The sequence below is a fragment of the Mesorhizobium sp. EU05-FHT14A09 genome, assembly GCF_058790995.1.
In genome coordinates this window covers 1,504,359-1,522,438 of the sequence record NZ_JBYTDF010000001.1, presented here as the reverse complement: position 1 = coordinate 1,522,438, position 18,080 = coordinate 1,504,359, and the positions used below count along the sequence as shown (strand labels likewise).

At 62.6% G+C, this 18,080-nt stretch carries 8 protein-coding genes; 2 read left to right on the top strand and 6 right to left on the bottom strand.

Translation table 11 applies throughout. The features are described 5' to 3' along the window. The first annotated feature begins 2 nt into the window (after positions 1 to 2). Complete coding sequence (locus tag AC3WTO_RS07145; protein ID WP_492459947.1) at positions 3 to 1,592, top strand: GMC family oxidoreductase; 1,590 nt, start codon at positions 3 to 5, stop codon at positions 1,590 to 1,592. A gap of 195 nt (positions 1,593 to 1,787) precedes the next feature. Further along, positions 1,788 to 3,209, top strand: coding sequence for a coniferyl aldehyde dehydrogenase (locus AC3WTO_RS07140; RefSeq protein WP_492459946.1), 1,422 nt, complete (start codon positions 1,788 to 1,790; stop codon positions 3,207 to 3,209). Positions 3,210 to 3,239: 30 nt separating this feature from the next. On the opposite strand, the gene AC3WTO_RS07135 is transcribed toward AC3WTO_RS07140, so the two are convergent. The 6 genes from AC3WTO_RS07135 to AC3WTO_RS07110 form a co-directional block, all read right to left on the bottom strand. Beyond that, positions 3,240 to 4,130 carry a LysR family transcriptional regulator gene (locus AC3WTO_RS07135; RefSeq protein ID WP_492459945.1) on the bottom strand — a complete coding sequence of 297 codons (891 nt, stop codon included), beginning with the start codon at positions 4,128 to 4,130 and terminating at the stop codon, positions 3,240 to 3,242. 136 nt (positions 4,131 to 4,266) lie between these two features. Then, on the bottom strand, positions 4,267 to 5,283 hold the full coding sequence (locus AC3WTO_RS07130; protein ID WP_492460059.1) for a YeiH family protein: 1,017 nt from the start codon (positions 5,281 to 5,283) through the stop codon (positions 4,267 to 4,269). Positions 5,284 to 5,473: 190 nt separating this feature from the next. Further along, positions 5,474 to 6,160 carry a D-lyxose/D-mannose family sugar isomerase gene (locus tag AC3WTO_RS07125; RefSeq protein WP_492459944.1) on the bottom strand — a complete coding sequence of 229 codons (687 nt, stop codon included), beginning with the start codon at positions 6,158 to 6,160 and terminating at the stop codon, positions 5,474 to 5,476. A gap of 235 nt (positions 6,161 to 6,395) precedes the next feature. Then, positions 6,396 to 7,151 (bottom strand): heme ABC transporter permease, encoded by a 756-nt coding sequence (locus AC3WTO_RS07120; RefSeq protein ID WP_492459943.1) that lies wholly within the window; start codon positions 7,149 to 7,151, stop codon positions 6,396 to 6,398. 197 nt (positions 7,152 to 7,348) lie between these two features. After that, entirely contained in the window at positions 7,349 to 9,124 is a 1,776-nt protein-coding gene (locus AC3WTO_RS07115; protein ID WP_492459942.1) for a glucan ABC transporter ATP-binding protein/ permease, read from the bottom strand. Between the two features lie 277 nt (positions 9,125 to 9,401). Beyond that, a complete protein-coding gene (locus AC3WTO_RS07110; RefSeq protein ID WP_492459941.1) occupies positions 9,402 to 17,963 on the bottom strand; it encodes a glycoside hydrolase family 94 protein in 8,562 nt (2,853 codons plus the stop codon). Between the last annotated feature and the right edge of the window lie 117 nt (positions 17,964 to 18,080).

Genomic DNA, 18,080 nt, shown 5'->3' with positions numbered 1-18,080 from the left:
CAATGACGGAAATCTTCGACTACATCGTCGCCGGCGCCGGTTCTGCCGGCTGCACTGTCGCGAACCGGCTGGTGACAGCCGGCAAGCGCGTCCTGCTGCTGGAAGCCGGGCCGCGTGACAACGACAAGTTCATCCACATGCCGGCGACCTTCGCCAAGGTGATCGGCACCAAACGCAGCTTCATCTACGAGTCCGAGCCGGAGACGAATGTCGGCGGGCGACGGCTGCCGATTCCGCAGGGACGCACCCTGGGCGGCGGCTCGTCGATCAACGGCATGCTTTACATCCGAGGCCAGCACGAAGACTACGACACCTGGCGTGACCTCGGCTGTCCGGGCTGGGGGTGGGACGAGGTGCTGCCGGCGTTCAAGCGCCTGGAACGCAATGAGCGGCTGGACGGCACCTATCACGGCACGAGCGGGCCCCTGCCCGTATCGGACGCGCGTCACAAGCACCCGCTCTCGCTTGCCTATGTGAAGGCCGCGCAGCAGGCCGGTTATCGCTACAATGACGACTTCAATGGCGAACGCCAGGAAGGCGTGGGTTTCTATCAGCTCACCACACTAGACGGGGTGCGCCAATCCGCGGCGACGGTGTTCCTGAAACCGCTGGCCGGCAATCCGAACCTGACCGTCGTCACCGACGCGCAGGTGAACACGCTGACGCTGGAAAATGGTGCGGCAAGCGGGCTCTCCTACACCACTGCCGACGGTCGTGTCGTGCAAGCCGCGGCCAGGGAGGAGGTGATCCTGGCGGCGGGCGCCCTCGCGACGCCGAAGATCATGATGCTGTCCGGACTGGGTCCTTCGGCGCATCTTGCGGAACTGGGCATTCCGGTCATCCGCGACATGGTCGGCGTTGGCAAAGACCTGCAGGATCATGTCGCGACACCGGTCTATGCCGCGACGCGTGAGCCGATCTCGTTGCTCGGCCAGGACAAGGGGCTCAAGGCGCTGCGCCATGGGCTGCAATATGTGCTGTTCGGTACAGGCCTGCTCACCTCGAATGTCGTGGAGAGTGGTGGCTTCTTCGACACCGACGGCGATGGGCGACCGGACATCCAGTTCCATGTGCTGCCGGTGATGATCGAAAACGCCGTGCATGGCTCGGTGGCTGAGCATGGCATGGAGCTGAATCCTTGCGTGTTGCGCCCCAAGTCGCGCGGCAAGGTGGAACTGCGTTCACGCGATCCGAACGATCCGATCCGTTTCACCACGGGATTCCTGTCGGAACCCGACGACCTGAAGCTGCTTGTCGAAGGCGTGAAGGTGGCGCGCAACATCCTGCGTCAGCCCGCGCTGCAGGCGGTGATCCGCGAAGAGCTGAAACCCGGAGGCGCGGCCGACCTGTCGGAGGACAAGATCGTCGATCACATCATGCAGACAGCCAAGACCGTCTACCACCCGGTCGGCACCTGCCGGATGGGAACGGACGAGTCGGCGGTGGTCGACACACAGTTGCGCGTGCGCGGCGTGCCTCGCTTGCGCATCTGCGATGCGTCGGTCATGCCGCGCCTGATCAGCGGCAACACCAACGCGCCGACGATCATGATCGCGAACCGGTGCGCCGACTTCATCCTGGCGGCGACCTGACCGATTGGATGAGCGCAAAGCTTCCGTACCGGCATCCACGGCTGGTCACAAAGCTGTTGACGCTCGGCCAAATCAGGAGTTCCATTCCCTTACGCGTACGGAACATTCCGGTGCGCAGCGTGCTTTTGCGTTGCACTGCCTTTGGGCCAAACGGGGCCTTATGGCTAAAACGATCAAGCAGGGGTGGAGCCGACCATGCTGCATGTCAAACCCGATTTGCTGCGCGAGCGCTTCGACATGCAGCGACGCGCCTTCGCGGCCGAACCGTTTCCGTCCCTTGCCGTCCGCAAGGATCGTCTGAAGCGCCTGCGGGCACTGACCGAAGATCACGAAAAAGCGATCTGCGAAGCAATCGACGCTGACTTCGGCAGCCGGTCGGCGCATGAAACACGCTTCGCCGAACTGTTCGTGGTGCGCGCCGGCATCAATCATGCGCTCTCGCATGTCGGCTCCTGGATGCGTGCCCGCAGCGTCGCCACGAGCCTGCCTTTCCTGCCGGGGAAGAACCGCCTCGTGCCACAGCCTCTCGGTGTGGTCGGCATCGTTTCGCCGTGGAACTATCCGTTCCAGCTCGCGGTCGCGCCGGCGACGGCAGCACTTGCAGCCGGCAACCGGGTGTTGATGAAACCCTCGGAACTGACCCCTCGTTTTTCGGCACTGCTGGCCGATCTCGTAGCGGAACATTTTGCACCGGAAGAAGTCGACGTGGTCACCGGCGATGCCGAGATCGGCAAGGCCTTCGTGTCGCTGCCTTTCGATCACCTGATCTTCACGGGCTCGACAGCGGTTGGCCGCCAGGTGGCGCTTGCCGCCGCCGCCAACCTGACCCCGGTGACGCTGGAACTGGGCGGCAAGTCGCCGGCCATCCTCGATCCGTCCTGCGACATGGACGCGGCCGTGCGCAGCCTTGTCTTCGGCAAGCTGCTCAACGCCGGCCAGACCTGCATCGCGCCGGACTATGTGATGGTGCCGCAAGGCCAGGCCGCGGCATTGACGAAGAAATTTTCCGAGGCCGTGGCGAAACTCTACCCATCGCTGAAGACCAATGCCGACTACAGTTCGATCGTCTCCGACCGCCATTACCAGCGGCTGAAAAGCCTGGTCGAGGAAGCCGCTGCGGGTGGCGCGGTCGTGACCGAAATCAACCCTGCCAAGGAGACACTTCCTGCCGAAGGCCGCAAGGTCGCCCCGACCTTGGTGCAGAATGCGCCGGAAGACAGCCGGTTGATGCGCGAGGAAATTTTTGGCCCGGTGTTGCCGGTTCTCGAATATGCGTCGCTGGATGAAGCGATCGGCTACGTGAACCGGCATGACCGGCCGCTGGCGCTCTACTGGTTCGGCACCGATTCATCGGCGCGCGAACGCGTGCTGCACGAAACCATCGCCGGTGGTGTCACAATCAATGATTGCCTGTTGCACATTGCCCAGGAGCGGCAACCTTTCGGCGGCGTCGGCGCCAGCGGTACCGGCGCCTATCACGGCGAATGGGGCTTCCGTACCTTCAGCAAGGAAAAGCCCGTATTCCTGCAATCACGCTTCAACGGCGGCGCATTGCTGCATCCTCCCTACGGCGCCATGTTCGAGCGTGTGCTGAAAATGCTCAGACTGGTGACCTGAGCAGCGGACGGGCGCTGTCGTTCGCAGCAGCTACCCTTTCGGACCTTCGCCGATAAGCCGCATGAACTCCGTCTCTGCTGCCGTCGCGTAGCGCTCCTTGTGACGAAGCATGAAGAATTTGCGGCGCGGCACCGGACAGTCGATCGCGATCAGGTTACCGGCGGCAAGCGCGTTGGCGGCGACGAGCCGAGACATCACGGTGACCCCCGCCCCGGCCGCAACCGCTGTCCGCACGGCTTCATTGGTCGGCAGCACCAGCCCGATATCGATCTCGCTCTCGGAGAGTCCTTCCTGACGCAGCATGGCCGCCAGGGTCGAGCGCGTGCCGGAACCGCTTTCGCGCAGGATCCAGCTTGCGGTGGCCAACGAAGGTTTGGCGCCCCTGCCAGACCGACCCCAGGGATGGTCGGGCGGCGCCAGCAGCACCATCTCGTCCTCGGCCACGGTGGTCACGGCCAGCGTCGGCTCGTCTACTTCACCCTCGACAAAACCGAGGTTGGCTTCGCCGTCGCGAACCTGGGCCGCGACCGTTTCGGTGTTGCCCATGGTGAGTGAAACGGCAATCCCGCCATGTTGCGAACGAAAAGCATGGATGAAACGTGGCAGCCAGTAGTTGCCGACCGTCTGGCTGGCAGCGAGCCCCAGGGAGCCGACCTTCAATCCCGCGAGGTCTGCAAGCACCAGTTCGGCTGCCGCCGAGCGTGCCAGCACTGCTTTTGCCTCGACCAGGAAAAGGCGCCCGGCGTCGGTGAGCGCGATGCGGCGACCGACACGATCGAACAGCTTCGTGGCATAGCGAGCTTCCAACGCGGCCACCGCCGCACTGGTGGCCGACTGTGTCAGATTGAGATCCCGCGCCGCATTGGTCACATGCTCGCGCTCGGCGACGGCAACGAAAATGCGCAACTGCTCCAGCGTCATGCAGGCTCCTTAGCGCATGACCCAGAAAATCGGAATCGATTTTCGGAAAGGAGGGTGGCATGCGGCACCCGTCATGCGCCAACTCAAAGTGTTAGAGCGACCTTTGCGCGTCCGAAAGGATGCGCGGGGCGATGCGCTAGCCCACCAGCTTGACCAGCAGCAGGCTGAAGCAAGCGATAAAGACAAATGCCGAAAGCGCAAGCAGCAAGGGGCGAAGACCGCGTGAACGTATCTTGCCGATATGCGTCTGCAGCCCCATCGCAGCCAGACCGACCGAGAGCATGAAAGTGGTGGCAAAAACGATGAGGGACTTGGCCTCAACCGGCACATCGACCGTGCTGTTCAAGGCAACCACGGCGACAAAGGCGAAGACGAACCAGGGTATCGGCGGCTTCGCGGTCTTTTCGGTCGCCCTGCCCCGCGCAGCCATGATCCCAAGCGCGATCACCATGGGCGCCAGCAACGCTACCCGCGCCAGCTTGGCAATGGTGCTGATTTCGCCAGCCTGCGGACCGACCTGGAAACCGGCGCCGATGACCTGCGCGATCTCGTGAATGGAGGCGCCGGCCCACAGGCCGAAGCCATGCTGATCCAACCCTGCGGCGGTGGCCAGAAGCGGGTAGCCGAGCATCGCGATGGTGCCGAACAGCGTGACCGATGCAACGGCATAAGCGACGTCCTCGTCGCTGGCGCCGGTCACCGCGTTGGTCGCCACCACGGCGGAAGCGCCGCAGATCGAAGTTCCGGCAGCGATCAGTTCGGCCAGCTTGCGCTCGACGCCAAGCAGTTTGCCAAGACCAAGCGTAAAACAGAAGGTCGCCAGCAGCGACAGCGCGACGATCGCGACACCGGTCATCCCGATCGCCGCCAGCTGCGTGACGGTCAGCTGGAAGCCGAGCAGCACGATGGCGAGGCGAAGCAGCGTGCGCTGACAGAAGGCGATGCCGGCACGGGTGTTCGCCGGCAGGCCGACCAGATTTGCAAAGATGATACCGACGATGACTGCCAGGATCATCGGGCTGAAAATGCCGAGCCCGGGCAACTCGCGGATCGAAAAAGCCGATGCAGCGACAATCGTCGCGAGCACGATTCCCGGCCAGATTGTGGCTTTGTCGACGGTCGTGGGCCCGCCAGTTTTGGCGTGCTGGACAATCGGGCGATCAAACGAGACGGCAGACACGGCATTCTCCAATTCCAAGCGGAATTGGAATGCCATTCTCTCATTCGCCGATCCAACGCATTATACGTGTCAAATCGTTCGATTCAAACGAACGGTCTCGCGACCAGCACGCCCAGGGCGATAAAACGAGGCGGCTCAGCCGTCGCGGTTCTCGCGGGCTGGGTCAACCGACCCAGCGTTCGTAGTCGGACACCAGCAGATGCAGCGGCGCTTCGTCTTCCTCGATGTCGGAGAAACGGCCGATCGGCTCACGGAAAATGTTGTCGGTGAGATCATCGTTGACCGTCGACACTTCGCCGATCAGCACATCCTTGCCTTCGGCCCAGAAGGCGTGCCAGACGCCCGGCAGCAATGTCACGCTCTCACCCGGATCGAGCTTGAGCAGACCGCCCGCCGGCAGTTTGCGGATGGTTCCATCGACCGGAACCGAGACTTCGGCCTTGGGGTCGATGCCACCTTCAGCATCGGGCGTGAACAGTTCCAGCACCAGCTTGCCGCCGCCGCGGTTGATGATGTCTTCAGCCTTGATCACATGCCGGTGCATCGGCGACAGCTGGTCCTTGCGCGTGATCATGATCTTCTCGGCATAGAGCATGCCCGCGCCCTTCTTCATGTCCTCGAAGCGGCCGTTGCGCACAGTGAACAGGAAGAGGCCGAGCTCGTCGAACTTGCCCTGGCCATAGTCGGTGATGTCCCAGCCGAGACGGGAATCGAACACGCCCGCGGATGTACCGCGACGCGACTTCATATCCTCAGGTGTCCAATAGGCGAATGGCGGCATGACATAGCCGAAGGAACGGATGAAGGCATCGCCCTCACGGATGATAGCGTTGACGGTCGAACGTTTCATGAGGACGATCCTGTGAAAGCAGTTATCGTTTGGCAGGTTCTCGTCGCAAAACCGCGGGACACTTTTGCGGAACCTGCCTCACGCATTTCGCATAGCGCAACGTCCGCCAGCTGTCGATGAGCTGCCTAGAGCGCCGCGCGTCCCTTTGGACGCGCAAAGGTCGCTCTAGCACTTTGATTTTGCGCATGATCCTTTCCGAAAATCGATTCCGATTTTCGGGGTCATGCGCTAGCCGTCAGGCGTCGGCACGACGCGCCGCCATCCGGCGCATGGCGATCACGCGGCGGCGGCGGATTTCCGTGCGCATCGCCATCATGTGCAAGGCAAAGAACAGAACTGTGAAGCCGATGGCCATTATCAGAAGTGGCCACAAGAGACTGGGATCAATCGTTGGTCCGTCCAGCCGAAACACCGAAGCAGGCTGATGCAGCGTGTTCCACCATTCGACCGAAAACTTGATGATCGGGATGTTGATGAAGCCGACAAGCGTGATGATGGCGGCGGCCCAGGCCGCGCGCGCGGCGTCGTCCAGTGCCCGGGTCAGCGCGATGATGCCGAGATACATCAGGAACAGCACAAAAACCGACGTCAGGCGGGCATCCCATACCCACCATGTCCCCCACATCGGCTTGCCCCAGATCGAACCGGTGATCAGTGCCAGGGCAGTGAACACCGCACCGATGGGCGCTGCGGCCTTCAGCGACACATCCGCCAGCGGATGGCGCCAAACCAGCGTCCCGATCGCCGAAACAGCCATCAGCGAGTAGCACATCATGGAGAGCCAGGCGAACGGCACATGGATGTACATGATGCGGACGGTAATGCCTTGCTGGAAGTCCTCCGGCGCGGCGAAACTCATATAGAGACCGACAGCCAGAACGAGCATCGCGACACCCGCCAACCAGGGCACCAGCCTGTCGGCCAATGCCATGAACCGTGTCGGGTTGGCCAGGTCTGCCCAGCTTGAGGGGCGTGTGCTCGTTTCGCTCATATGGTGTTCTTAGAACCTTTCGGCCGCGGTTTGAAGCCGTGCCGAAAGGACAACACCGCGCACTTTGGAGCGTTTCCGTTCTTCACGGAAACGCGGAAGCGCTCCAGTTCTTTGACGTTAGGCAATTCCGGACAGAATTGCTCCAGGGGTACGCGGTGTTGGATGGGGTCGCGAACAATCGATGCGGATTGCGAGGATCAGGCTGCTTCGCCGTTCACCGACACGATGCTTAGCCGCGGACCTTCCTCGTCAGCGAGCAGGCCACCGGCACGCAACAAGGCAGCGAAGCGGCCATTGCGCATCGACAGTTCCTGGAAGCCGCCCATCTCGACGATGCGTCCCTTGTCCATGAAGATGACCTGGTCGGCGTCGCGCACCGTCGTCAGGCGATGGGCGATGACAAAGGTGGTGCGACCGCGACGCAGATCGTCGAGGGCTCCCTTCACCCGGCCTTCGGTCTCGACGTCGAGCGCGCTGGTCGCCTCGTCGAGGACAAGGATCGGCGCATCTTTCAGCACGGCGCGGGCAATGGCGATACGCTGGCGCTCGCCACCCGACAGCTGGCCGCCGCGCTCACCGACGACTGTGTCGTAGCCGTCGCTCTTGGCCAGGATGAAGTCCTGCGCCACGGCAGCGTTTGCTGCCGCATGCACTTCCTCGTTGGAAGCACCGTCACGACCGACACGGATGTTCTCCTCGATCGACCTGTTGAGCAGGCCGGCATCCTGGAAAACGGTGGCAATAGAGTGGCGCAGCGACTTGCGGGTCACCGTGCGGGTATCAATACCGTCGATGAGGATTCGGCCTTCACTCGGCGTGTGGACGCGCTGCAGAAGGTTGATGAGCGTGGTCTTGCCCGCACCCGTCGGGCCGACGATCGCAACCGTCTGGCCGGCCTTCACGTCGAAGGAAACGTCTTCAACGCCCTGCGTGGAGTTGGCGAAATTGAAGCTGACATTCTCGAACTGGATATGGCCGCTGACCTTGCCGAGATCACCCAGATCCTCCGGCTCGGCGGCTTCGGCGGAATCCTCTTCGAGTTTGTAGAACTCCTCGAGCTTGGCACGGGCTTCGGAAATCTGTGTCACGAAATTCGAGACCAGATCGAGACGGCCGATCAGCAGCGTGGCAAAACCGGTGAATGCGACGACGTCGCTGATGCGCAGCTCGCCATGCATGACCAGGTAGGAACCGATCATCAGCACGACCATCATCGAGACCGTGGACGACAAGCGGTTCATCGCGCTGGCCAGGGCCCACCAATCGAGAACCGGGTTCTGCGCGTTGAGCAGATCCTTGATGTAGCGCTTCAGCGCGTCGGCCTCATGGCCGATACGGTTGTAGCTCTGCAATACCGCAACGTTGCTGACGGAATCCGTCACGTGAGCGAAAACGGTGTGATAGTGACGCTCGACATTGGCCTGACCTTGCTTGGTCTTGCGCATGACCAGCCGGCCGATGGCGAAGTAGAACACGCCGAGCACCAGGAGAACCGCGGACATACGAGCGTCCAGGCTGATCGCCGTCGGCACCAGGAACACCAGTGCGACGACAGTCGACAGGTGCTGCCGCATGAATTCCAGCCACAGCGTGAAGAGAGATTCGACCGCGCGCAGCAGCGTCTGCAGCGAATTGGAGGTGCCGCGCTGCTGGTGCCAGGCGAGCGGCATGGTGATGACACGTTCGAAGGATTCGCACAGCACTTCCGAGCGACGCTTGTGAGCGAAGCGGTCGGCACCGCGGGCAACGAGAACGACGGCGATGATATTGAAAGCGCCCAGGCCTGCCCACATGACCAGCTCGCTGAACGGGTTGGTGCGCTCGGCGATCGCGCCGATGACCTTGCCCAACAGCATCGGTTCGTAAACCGCGACCATCGCGAGCATGACGTTCGCCATGCAGATCAGGACGAGACGCTTCTTGTCGGCGGTGAGGTAGCCGAGCGCTCTCCAGTAGATTTGCAGCAGGGACAACTCAATAACTCCCGCGTAACGATCCATAGTGCGCCGCATTATTGCGGTGAACACCTAGCCCTAGATGGGTGGCAAAACAATGCCCGCCTATGCCTTCTGCTCCGTTCCGACGAACAAAACATGACAACGGGCAGAAATCTGCCGTGATCGCGTAACGGTTTGAGATAAAAGGTGAAATCGCAACCCTGCGGCAAAATTGCGGCAGATGCTCGCCGCTGCCGCAATTTTGGGCAATTGGAGGCCCGCCAGCGAGCCTCCTGCACCATTTCCGCCTTTATCAGGCTGGAATCTTGACAATAATCTCGCTGGAACGATCACTGTTCAGGTCGAAAGCGTTACCTTTCGCCTTGACGCCATCAACCTCCAGCGAGATGGCCTTCGCACCCTTCGCACGCACCACCCGGACGGAATGCTCGGCGCCTGCGATCTTGAGCTTCGCCGAATAACCTTCCCATGCCTTGGGCAGCTTCGGCGTGATCTCGATGCGGTTGCCGCGACGCTCGATGCCGAGGATGCCTTCCACGGCAGCACGATAGAGCCATCCTGCCGAGCCGGTGTACCAGGTCCAGCCGCCACGACCGCCCTTGCCTTCGCCGGCATAGATGTCGGCCGCCACCACATAGGGTTCGACACGGTAGTGTTCGGCAGCCGCGTCATCCAGGGCGTGATTGACCGGATTCAGCATCGAGAAGCAGCGATAGGCTTCGTCGGTCCGGCCCATTTCGGCCAGTGCGATGACGAACCATGTCGCGGCGTGCGTATACTGACCGCCGTTTTCACGCACACCCGGCGGGTAACTCTTGATGTAACCGGGATCCTTCTCCGTCTTCGAGAATGGCGGCGTGAACAGTTTGACGATCTTGAGCTCGTCATCGACAAGATGTTTGACCGCCTGATCCATCGCCGTCTGTGAACGGGCCGGATCGCCCTCACCCGACAGCACGCTCCACGATTGCGCGATCGAGTCGATCTTGCATTCGTCGGACCTGCGCGAACCGAGCGGTGAGCCGTCGTCGAAACTTCCGCGGCGGTACCACTCACCGTCCCACGCTGCATTCTCCAGCGCCCGCTTCAGGCTGGCCGCGTGCGCTTCCCAGGCCTTTGTACGCTTGGTATCGCTTTGCGACTTGGCCACGGCAGCAAAGTCGGTCAGCGTCTTTAGCAGGAACCAGCCCAGCCAGACGCTCTCGCCCTTACCGCCGATACCCACGCGGTTCATACCGTCGTTCCAGTCGCCACCGAGGATCAGCGGCAAGCCATCGGCACCGGTTCTCTGGACGGCAAGATCCAATGCCCGCGCGCAGTGCTCATAGAGCGGAGCACTTGTCTTGGAAACCTGAGGTTCGAAGAAGGAATCGTGTTCGCCTTCGGCCAGCGGTTTGCCCTCGATGAACGGCAGCGCTTCCTTCAGGATCGCCTTGTCGCCCGTCACCAATATGTAGCGTGACACCGCGTGAGCCAGCCAGACGACGTCGTCCGAGATCATGGTGCGAACGCCGGCACCGGTACGAGGCAACCACCAATGCTGCACGTCGCCTTCTGCGAACTGCCGGCGGGCCGCGTTCAGGATCTGCTCGCGTGCCAATGACGGGTCATGGGCCAGCAGGGCCAATGTGTCCTGAAGCTGGTCACGGAAACCGAATGCACCACTCGCCTGGTAGAATGCCGAACGCGCTCTGATACGGCAGGCCAGCGCCTGGTAAGGCAGCCAGTGGTTGACCATGGCATTGAGCGCCTTGTCCGGCGTCTCGACCTGGATCGTGTCGAGGAAGCCGCGCCAGCTGCGTTCGTTCTCGGCAAGCCTTTTGTCGAAATCCTTGGCGCGATGCGTCTTCACCAAAGCACTTGCTTCTTCGGCGGACCCTGCGTCCCCCATCAGCCAGAGCAAGGTGACATCGCCACCCGCCGGAATGTCGACGTCGCGCGCCAAAGCAGCGCACGCGTCGTCGCCGGCCTCGACACGACCGGACAAGGCGGCGCCGGTGACGACGGATTGCGGCGTTACCGTGCTGCCGTCACGGCCGAGGAACTCCTGACGATCGGCCGTGAACGACTGCGGATCACGATCGCTGGCCAGGAACGCCACGCGGTCGCTGAAGTCGAGCCCATAAGGATTCTGCGCCAGGAGAGCCCCTGTGGCTTCGTCCCGCTGTGAGAGGATGGTCGCTGCCGTCTTCGAGCGATGGCTGCCCAAGACCCATTCGGCGTAAGCGTAGATACGCAGCCTGACGGGTGCCGAGCCGGCGTTCTGGACGCGCAGGCGTGAAATGCGCACCGGGTCGGCAGGATCGACAACATGGGTCAGATCCATCGACAGGGTGCCGCGCTTGGTGCGGAACGTCGAGAAGCCTTGCCCATGCCAAGCTTCGTAGACCATGGTCGGGTCGCGCAGCATGGCGGCGGTCGGCGAATAGGATTCACCGGTGCCGAGATCGTGGATGTAGATGCCTTCGCCCGGACGGTTCGTGACCGGATCATTCGACCATGGCGTCAACTGATAGTCGCGGCTGTTGCGGCTCCAGGTGAAACCGGCCCCCTCCGCCGACGTGTGGAAACCAAACGCTTCATTGGAGACCACATTGATCCAAGGCTGGGGCGTCGCCCGCTCGCCCGTCAGGCGAACGACATAGTGGCGGCCATCACCGTCGAAACCGCCATAGCCGTTCCAATAGTCGAGGCCGGCGCCATCAGCGAACGTTGCGACTTCCTTCTTGGCCGGCTTGCGCGGCGCCGGGATGGCCACGTCACGCAGCGCGGTTGCACCACCCGGATGCAAGACGTCTCGCGCCTGGATCGCCGCGGTCTCGGCACGCTCGATCTGGTCGAAGATCGTGCCGTTGCGTGTATGCAGCACCACGCGCGCCACCGCGAGCAGCGTCTTGTAGGTGGTTTCATCCATCAGATCGCGGCGCACCGCGAAGATGTGCTGGCGCGAGCCGAACTCGTTGCCGCGCAGGCGGCTGTTTTCGCACAAGGCGTCGATCGCCTGCTGCAGATCCTGCACATAGGACGATGCCTGCTCGTTGACGATAACGAGATCCGCCGTCATGCCGCGGGCGCGCATATATTCCTGGAAACGCAACGCTTCGGCGACGATCTCGAGGTCGGCGACGTCGCCGATACGAACGGCGAAGATCGGGAAGTCACCCGAAATGCTGGTAGGCCAAAGGCTCGACTGCCGGCCGAGCCCCGGCGCGATCGCGTCGGAGGGCAACCGCAGGAACGGATCCGGATAGATCAGATATCGGGCCAGCTTCTGCACATTGGAAGCGTCGGTCAGGCTCAGGCCCATATGGCGGGTCTGCACCTGCGAACGGGTCCAGGCCAGCATCGACTGGCGAGCAAAGCTCTCGGCATGGTCGAGCCGAGCGATCGCCTCCTCCAGTTCCGTGCGGTTGGCGCCGGTGACGGTCCAGAAGGTGAGTGAGATCTTCTTGTTGGCCGGCACCCTGACACGTCGCCGCAGCGCAGCGACGGGATCCAGCGTGAACCCGGCATGTCCCTCCAGTCGAGCGCCCGGATCGAAGGCAGCGGCATCTGCGATGGTGCGGCCACGGCCGATAAAGGCGCGACGATCGGTCTCCGCCTCGCCATCACGGGCAAGCCCGGATGGGTCGGTGACGAAATGCGCGGCGGCAATGTCCGGCTCGCCGGCATCACGCTTGCGGCGCGTTGCGAAGATGGCGTTGTTGTTCGACGAAATCTCGGTTTCGATGAACATCTTCGAGAACGCGGGATGGGCGTAGTCGGCGGCCTCCTGGCCGAGCACCAGCTCGGCGAACGAAGTCACCTCGATATGCCGGTCAGTCGCACCGTCATTATAGAGCGTGACCCGCCGGCCCTCGCCATTGCCTTCCGAAATGACGATGCATTCGACCTCGGAGCGCAGCGAGTGCACGGTCTTGATGAAGGTCGCCTTGTCGTCCGAAAACTGCGCCTGTGCGGTTTCACCGGGCGCGCGCTTCGGCTCCACCGTCGCCGACCACCAGTCGCCGGTGTCGGCGTCACGCAGGAAGATGTAGGAACCGAGCCGGTCCTCGACCGGATCCGGCTGCCAGCGGGTGACCGCAAAGTCGCCCCAGCGCGAGTAACCCGAACCGGTTGCCGTCACCATGACGGAGTAGCGGCCATTCGACATCAGATTGGTGGCACGCAGCGCCCATGCCGGGTCGAGCACCACGCGCATGTCCGGGGTCTGTGCTTCCCCCTCGTCTGCGACCGCCTGTTCCTCGGCATCGGTGCGCACCGTGTCAGCCGGGATTTCGCGCGGGGCCTTCTCCTGCAGCAGCAGTTCGGCGGATTCGATGACCGGGTCGCTGTGGAAACGATCCCGCAGCCGTCCCTCGAAGACGGCATCGGCGATGGCTGCGATCGACATGCCGGAATGGTGCGCGAAATAGTTCTGCACCACCGCGCAGGTCGCACCTTCCGGCACGCGCTGCGGCGTGAAGTCGACAGCATCGTAGTAACCGTGACGGCCGAGCGCGCCGATCTCCTTCAGGCGTTTCAGGTTGGCAACCGCCTCGCGCGGCAGGAACTGCGCACTGAGGATCGTGGCATAAGGCGCGATGACCGTGTTCTGACCAAGGCCGCGCTTCAGGCCGAGGCCAGGCACGCCGAAATTGGTGTACTGATAGTTCATCTCGCGGTCGCGGGCATTGTAGGCCGCTTCGGAAATGCCCCACGGAACGCCCTTCGAACGGCCATACTGGATCTGGCGCTTGATGATGAGCTGGCTGGTCTGGTTGAGGATCGAGCCCTGGGGTTCCTTCATCACCAGCGGCGGCATCAGGTACTCGAACATCGAGCCGGACCAGGACATCAGTGCGCCACGGAAACCGATCTCGACGATCGGCCGGCCAAGGCGGAACCAGTGCTCGGTCGGCAAATCGCCCTTGGCGATGGCAAACAGGCTGGTCAACCGGCATTCGGAGGCGAGAAGATCGTAGCAGGCCTCGTCGAGTTGACGCTCTTCGACGCGATAACCGATCGACAGCAGCTTGCGGTCCTGGCGCAGCAGGAACCCGAACTCCATCTCGAAGGCATAGCGACGGGTGCGTTCATGCAATTCGAGCAGCTTCGCACGCATGGCCTGGACCGACTTTTCATCAGCCTGGGCGTCCTGCACATGGGCTTCGCAGGTAGCCTCCAGCCGCGCGGCCCAGTCGACAATGATGTCGCTGGCTGTCGACTTCGCCTCGGCATGGATGGCCGCGGCGAACTTGCGGATCTCTCCGGCGAGCACGGTGAGGTTGACGGTGCGCGCCAGTGCCATCTCCGGCTGAGCCTTGATGGTGCGCACGGCGCGACGCATGCCGTCCAGCCGGTCGGCCAGACGTTGGCGCAAAGGCCTGAGCTGGCGGCGGTCGTCCGGCAGTTCATCCAGGCATTCATTCAGGATCGAGACGGTATCCAGCACGCCTTCGACGTCACCATGCAGATGGACCGACGGCGCCTCTGCCCATTCGGTACAGGTCGCGGCGACCGTCACCAGATGGCCGGCGAGATTGCCGCTGTCGACAGCGGAGATATAGGTCGGACGCAGCGGGTTGAGCGTCGTCGTTTCATACCAGTTGTAGAGATGACCACGGCTGCGTTCCATGCGCTCGATGGTCGACATGGTGGCATCGATGCGGGCGATCGCTTCCGAAAGGCTGATCCAGCCGAAATCGCGGGCCGAAACGACTGACAGCAGGTAGACGCCGATGTTGGTCGGCGAAGTGCGGGACGCGACGACGGGCTTGGGATTTTCCTGGAAATTGTCCGGCGGCAGGTGGTTCTGTTCCGCCGTGACGAAATTCTCGAAATAGTGCCAGGTGCGACGTGCCGCGACACGCAGCGCGTGTACGTCCTGCGGCAGCAAATGCAACCTGTCTTCCGTCTCGGCCGAGCGGCTGACCAGCCAGGCAAATGCCGGCGATCCAATCCAGAACAGCGCGAAGGCAAATGCAACGAAGGCGCCGGTGGAGTCGTCTATGACTGGAATGGCAAGGCCGACGGCGCCGATGATCACGGCGCCGTACATCATTGAATAGTAGGAGGCGATGTCATTGCCGCTGCCCTGGTGCGCCTGCGAAGCGGTGCGCCATTCGAGCAGATTCTTGCGGCTGACGAAGAGCCGATAGAGCGTGCGGATGATGGCGTCGCCCATCATCCAGGCCTGATGCGCCATCAGCACGATCTTGAGCGCCACCATCGCAGTGCCGAAGGCGATGTCATGCACCAGCGCCGAGAAATGGCCACGCGGCGTGGCATCGCTGTTCTTCGGGATGATCGCGTTGACGATGTCGAAGGTGGGGGCCATGAACAATGTCAGGATCAGCAGAGCCTGCCATTGGGCTGCCTGCGTGAAAGGCAGCAACGTCCAGCCGGCGATTGCCGCCATCACCCAGAAGATCGGGGTCAGCGAACGGCGCAGGTTGTCGATCATCTTCCAGCGCGATAGCGCCGGTACGCCCGACCGCGGATCGAAGATGAAACTCAGCAACTGCCAGTCACCGCGCGCCCAGCGATGGGTGCGCGAAGCGTCGACCCAGTAGCGGGTCGGATAGTCCTCGACCAGTTCGACATCAGTGACCAGCGCCGAACGCGCCAGGGCGCCCTCGAGCAGATCGTGGCTGAGCACGGTGTTGTCCTCGATGCGCCCCTTGAGAGCCGCTTCGAAGGCGTCGACGTGATAAAGACCCTTGCCGGTGAAGGAGCCATCCCCAAACACGTCCTGGTAGAGGTCGGAGACAGCGAAGACGTAAGGATCGAGGCCACGGTTCGCCGAGAACACACGCTGGAAGAACGAGGCCTCGTCGCCCGTCGTGAGCGACGGCGTGATGCGCGGCTGCATGATTGCGTAGCCGGCGGTAACCCTGCGCTTCTCCGCATCGAAATGCGGCCTGTTCATCGGGTGGCACATCTTGCCGATCAGCTTCGACACCGCATCGCGCGTCGTGCGGGTGTCGGCGTCAAGCGTCATGACGTGGACGACGTTCTCGGGCAGCGGCGTCTCCAGCGGCAGGAAAGTGGTATCCTTGTCGCCACGCAGCAAAAGGTTCAGTTCGTGCAGCTTGCCACGCTTGCGCTCCCAGCCCATCCAGCGGCCCTGCGCCGGATTGTAGAGGCGGCGGCGATGCAAAAGGTAGAAGCGCGGCGCGCCATCGGTCGGGTAGCGCTGGTTGAGTTCCGCGATCTGGCTGCGGGCAAACTCGAGAATTTCCGTATCGTTGGCACTGATTTCCGATTTGCTGTCCGGCCAATCCGACAGCAGCGCGAAATGAAGTTCGCCCGACATGTTGGCGAGGTGGTGCACTTCGATGTTGCGCACGTTCTCCTCGACATCGTCGCGTGAGCCGATCAGCGACGGCACGACGACGAGGGTTCGCGCGTCGGCAGGAATGCCATCCTTGTACTCGTAGCCAACGAGTCGCGTGGGTTTGAGGAACAACAGGAAAACGGTGTTGAAAAACGCCAGCGCGCCTTCGCTCGCTGGCACCGCGAACAGCACCAGCATGAGCGTTATGCCCCACAGCGGCAGTCCGAGAGCGGCCAGTGCACTGCCGGACAGCCAAAGCAGAAGCGCAGTCAGCAGGAAGACGGGGAGCACGATACCCAGCCAGCCGGTCCTCCGGAAACCGCGCAGGAAATTGCGTGCCAGGCTCGGCGAATAACCGATCGCCTTTTCGAGTTCGGGCCTGCGCGAACCGACGAGGAAGAAGCCGATATCGGTGGTGTCGGCGGCATCCGCCGCCTCACCCGCGGCTGCCTTGGCCGCCGCCGCCATATCGGTCGCCTGTTCAGCGACACGGTATTCGGACTGCTTTGACCGTTTGGCGAGGTCCTCGATCTCGGTGCGATACTGATCTCTTGAGGGGAAGTCGAGCTCGCTGAAATTGGTGCGCTCGCGCAGCAGCGCGTCGATACGGCTGACGCCTTCGAACCAGATCGTCCAGTCGACGTCGTTGATGAGGCGCAGGCCGCGGATGATGTTGCCGGTGGTGACGTTGCCGCTCGACAGCGTCTGATGCTCGGCGATGGTAATCTTCTCAGCGTCGGTACTGGACTTCTCCAGCTCGGCTTCCAGCCATTCCAGCGCCCTGCCCGCATTTTGCGAGCCGTCGCGCAGGCGGTAGAGAAGCTGAGTAGCGAACGAGGTGTCGGCAGCCTGGGCCTGATACTTGTCCAGGATCGCCTGCCGGTCGGCACTGTCACCGGCTGCGAGCACCCGGTCGGCGACGTCGTTGGCGATGAGGCGCAGGTCCCGCGAACGATTGACCCGAACGGCAAGCCGGCGAAGGTTCTCGATCAGCACGAAACGCAGCAGCGATGGCAGCGCCCAGATCTCGCCGATCTTCATTGGCTCGATTGATTGGAAACCCTCGACGATCGCCTTGAACATCTGCGCCGAGACGGAGCTGTCGGAGTGCGCGACATATGCCCAGGCCAATGCCAGTGCGCGCGGCACGCTGGTGCCGTCGGAAAGTTTCAAGGTAGGCAGCTGCCGGTAGAAGCGGCGCGGCAGGTCGCGCTTGATCTGGTAGATCGTTTCTTCGACCAGATAATTGTTATCGAGCAGCCATTGCGCGGCAGGCGTGACCGTCTCGCCCCTGGCCTGGGCGACGTTGGTCAGCTTGTAGACCTCGAGGATCTTCTTGGCGCTTTCGCGGATGCGTTTCTGGAAATCGAAGGGTTGCAGGCCCGCCAGATCGGAAACGTCGCCTCTGGCGAGGCTCTCGCCCAGCGCCCGCAACCGGTCTTCAGGCAGAAACTGTGACCGGATAGGCTCTTCCGCGGTAGCAGGGAAACGCGCAGTGGCGGTCCGGATCTCGGCGGGGCTGGTCTGAATATTCATCAAGCAATCCGTGCGGTGGGGACCGGTCGCGGCGCGACCGCATCGTCCCCGGTGTTCAACATCGATTTACAGGTGATTGATTGCATAGCAAAGCGGGTCGAACGAGCTTGTTCCGTC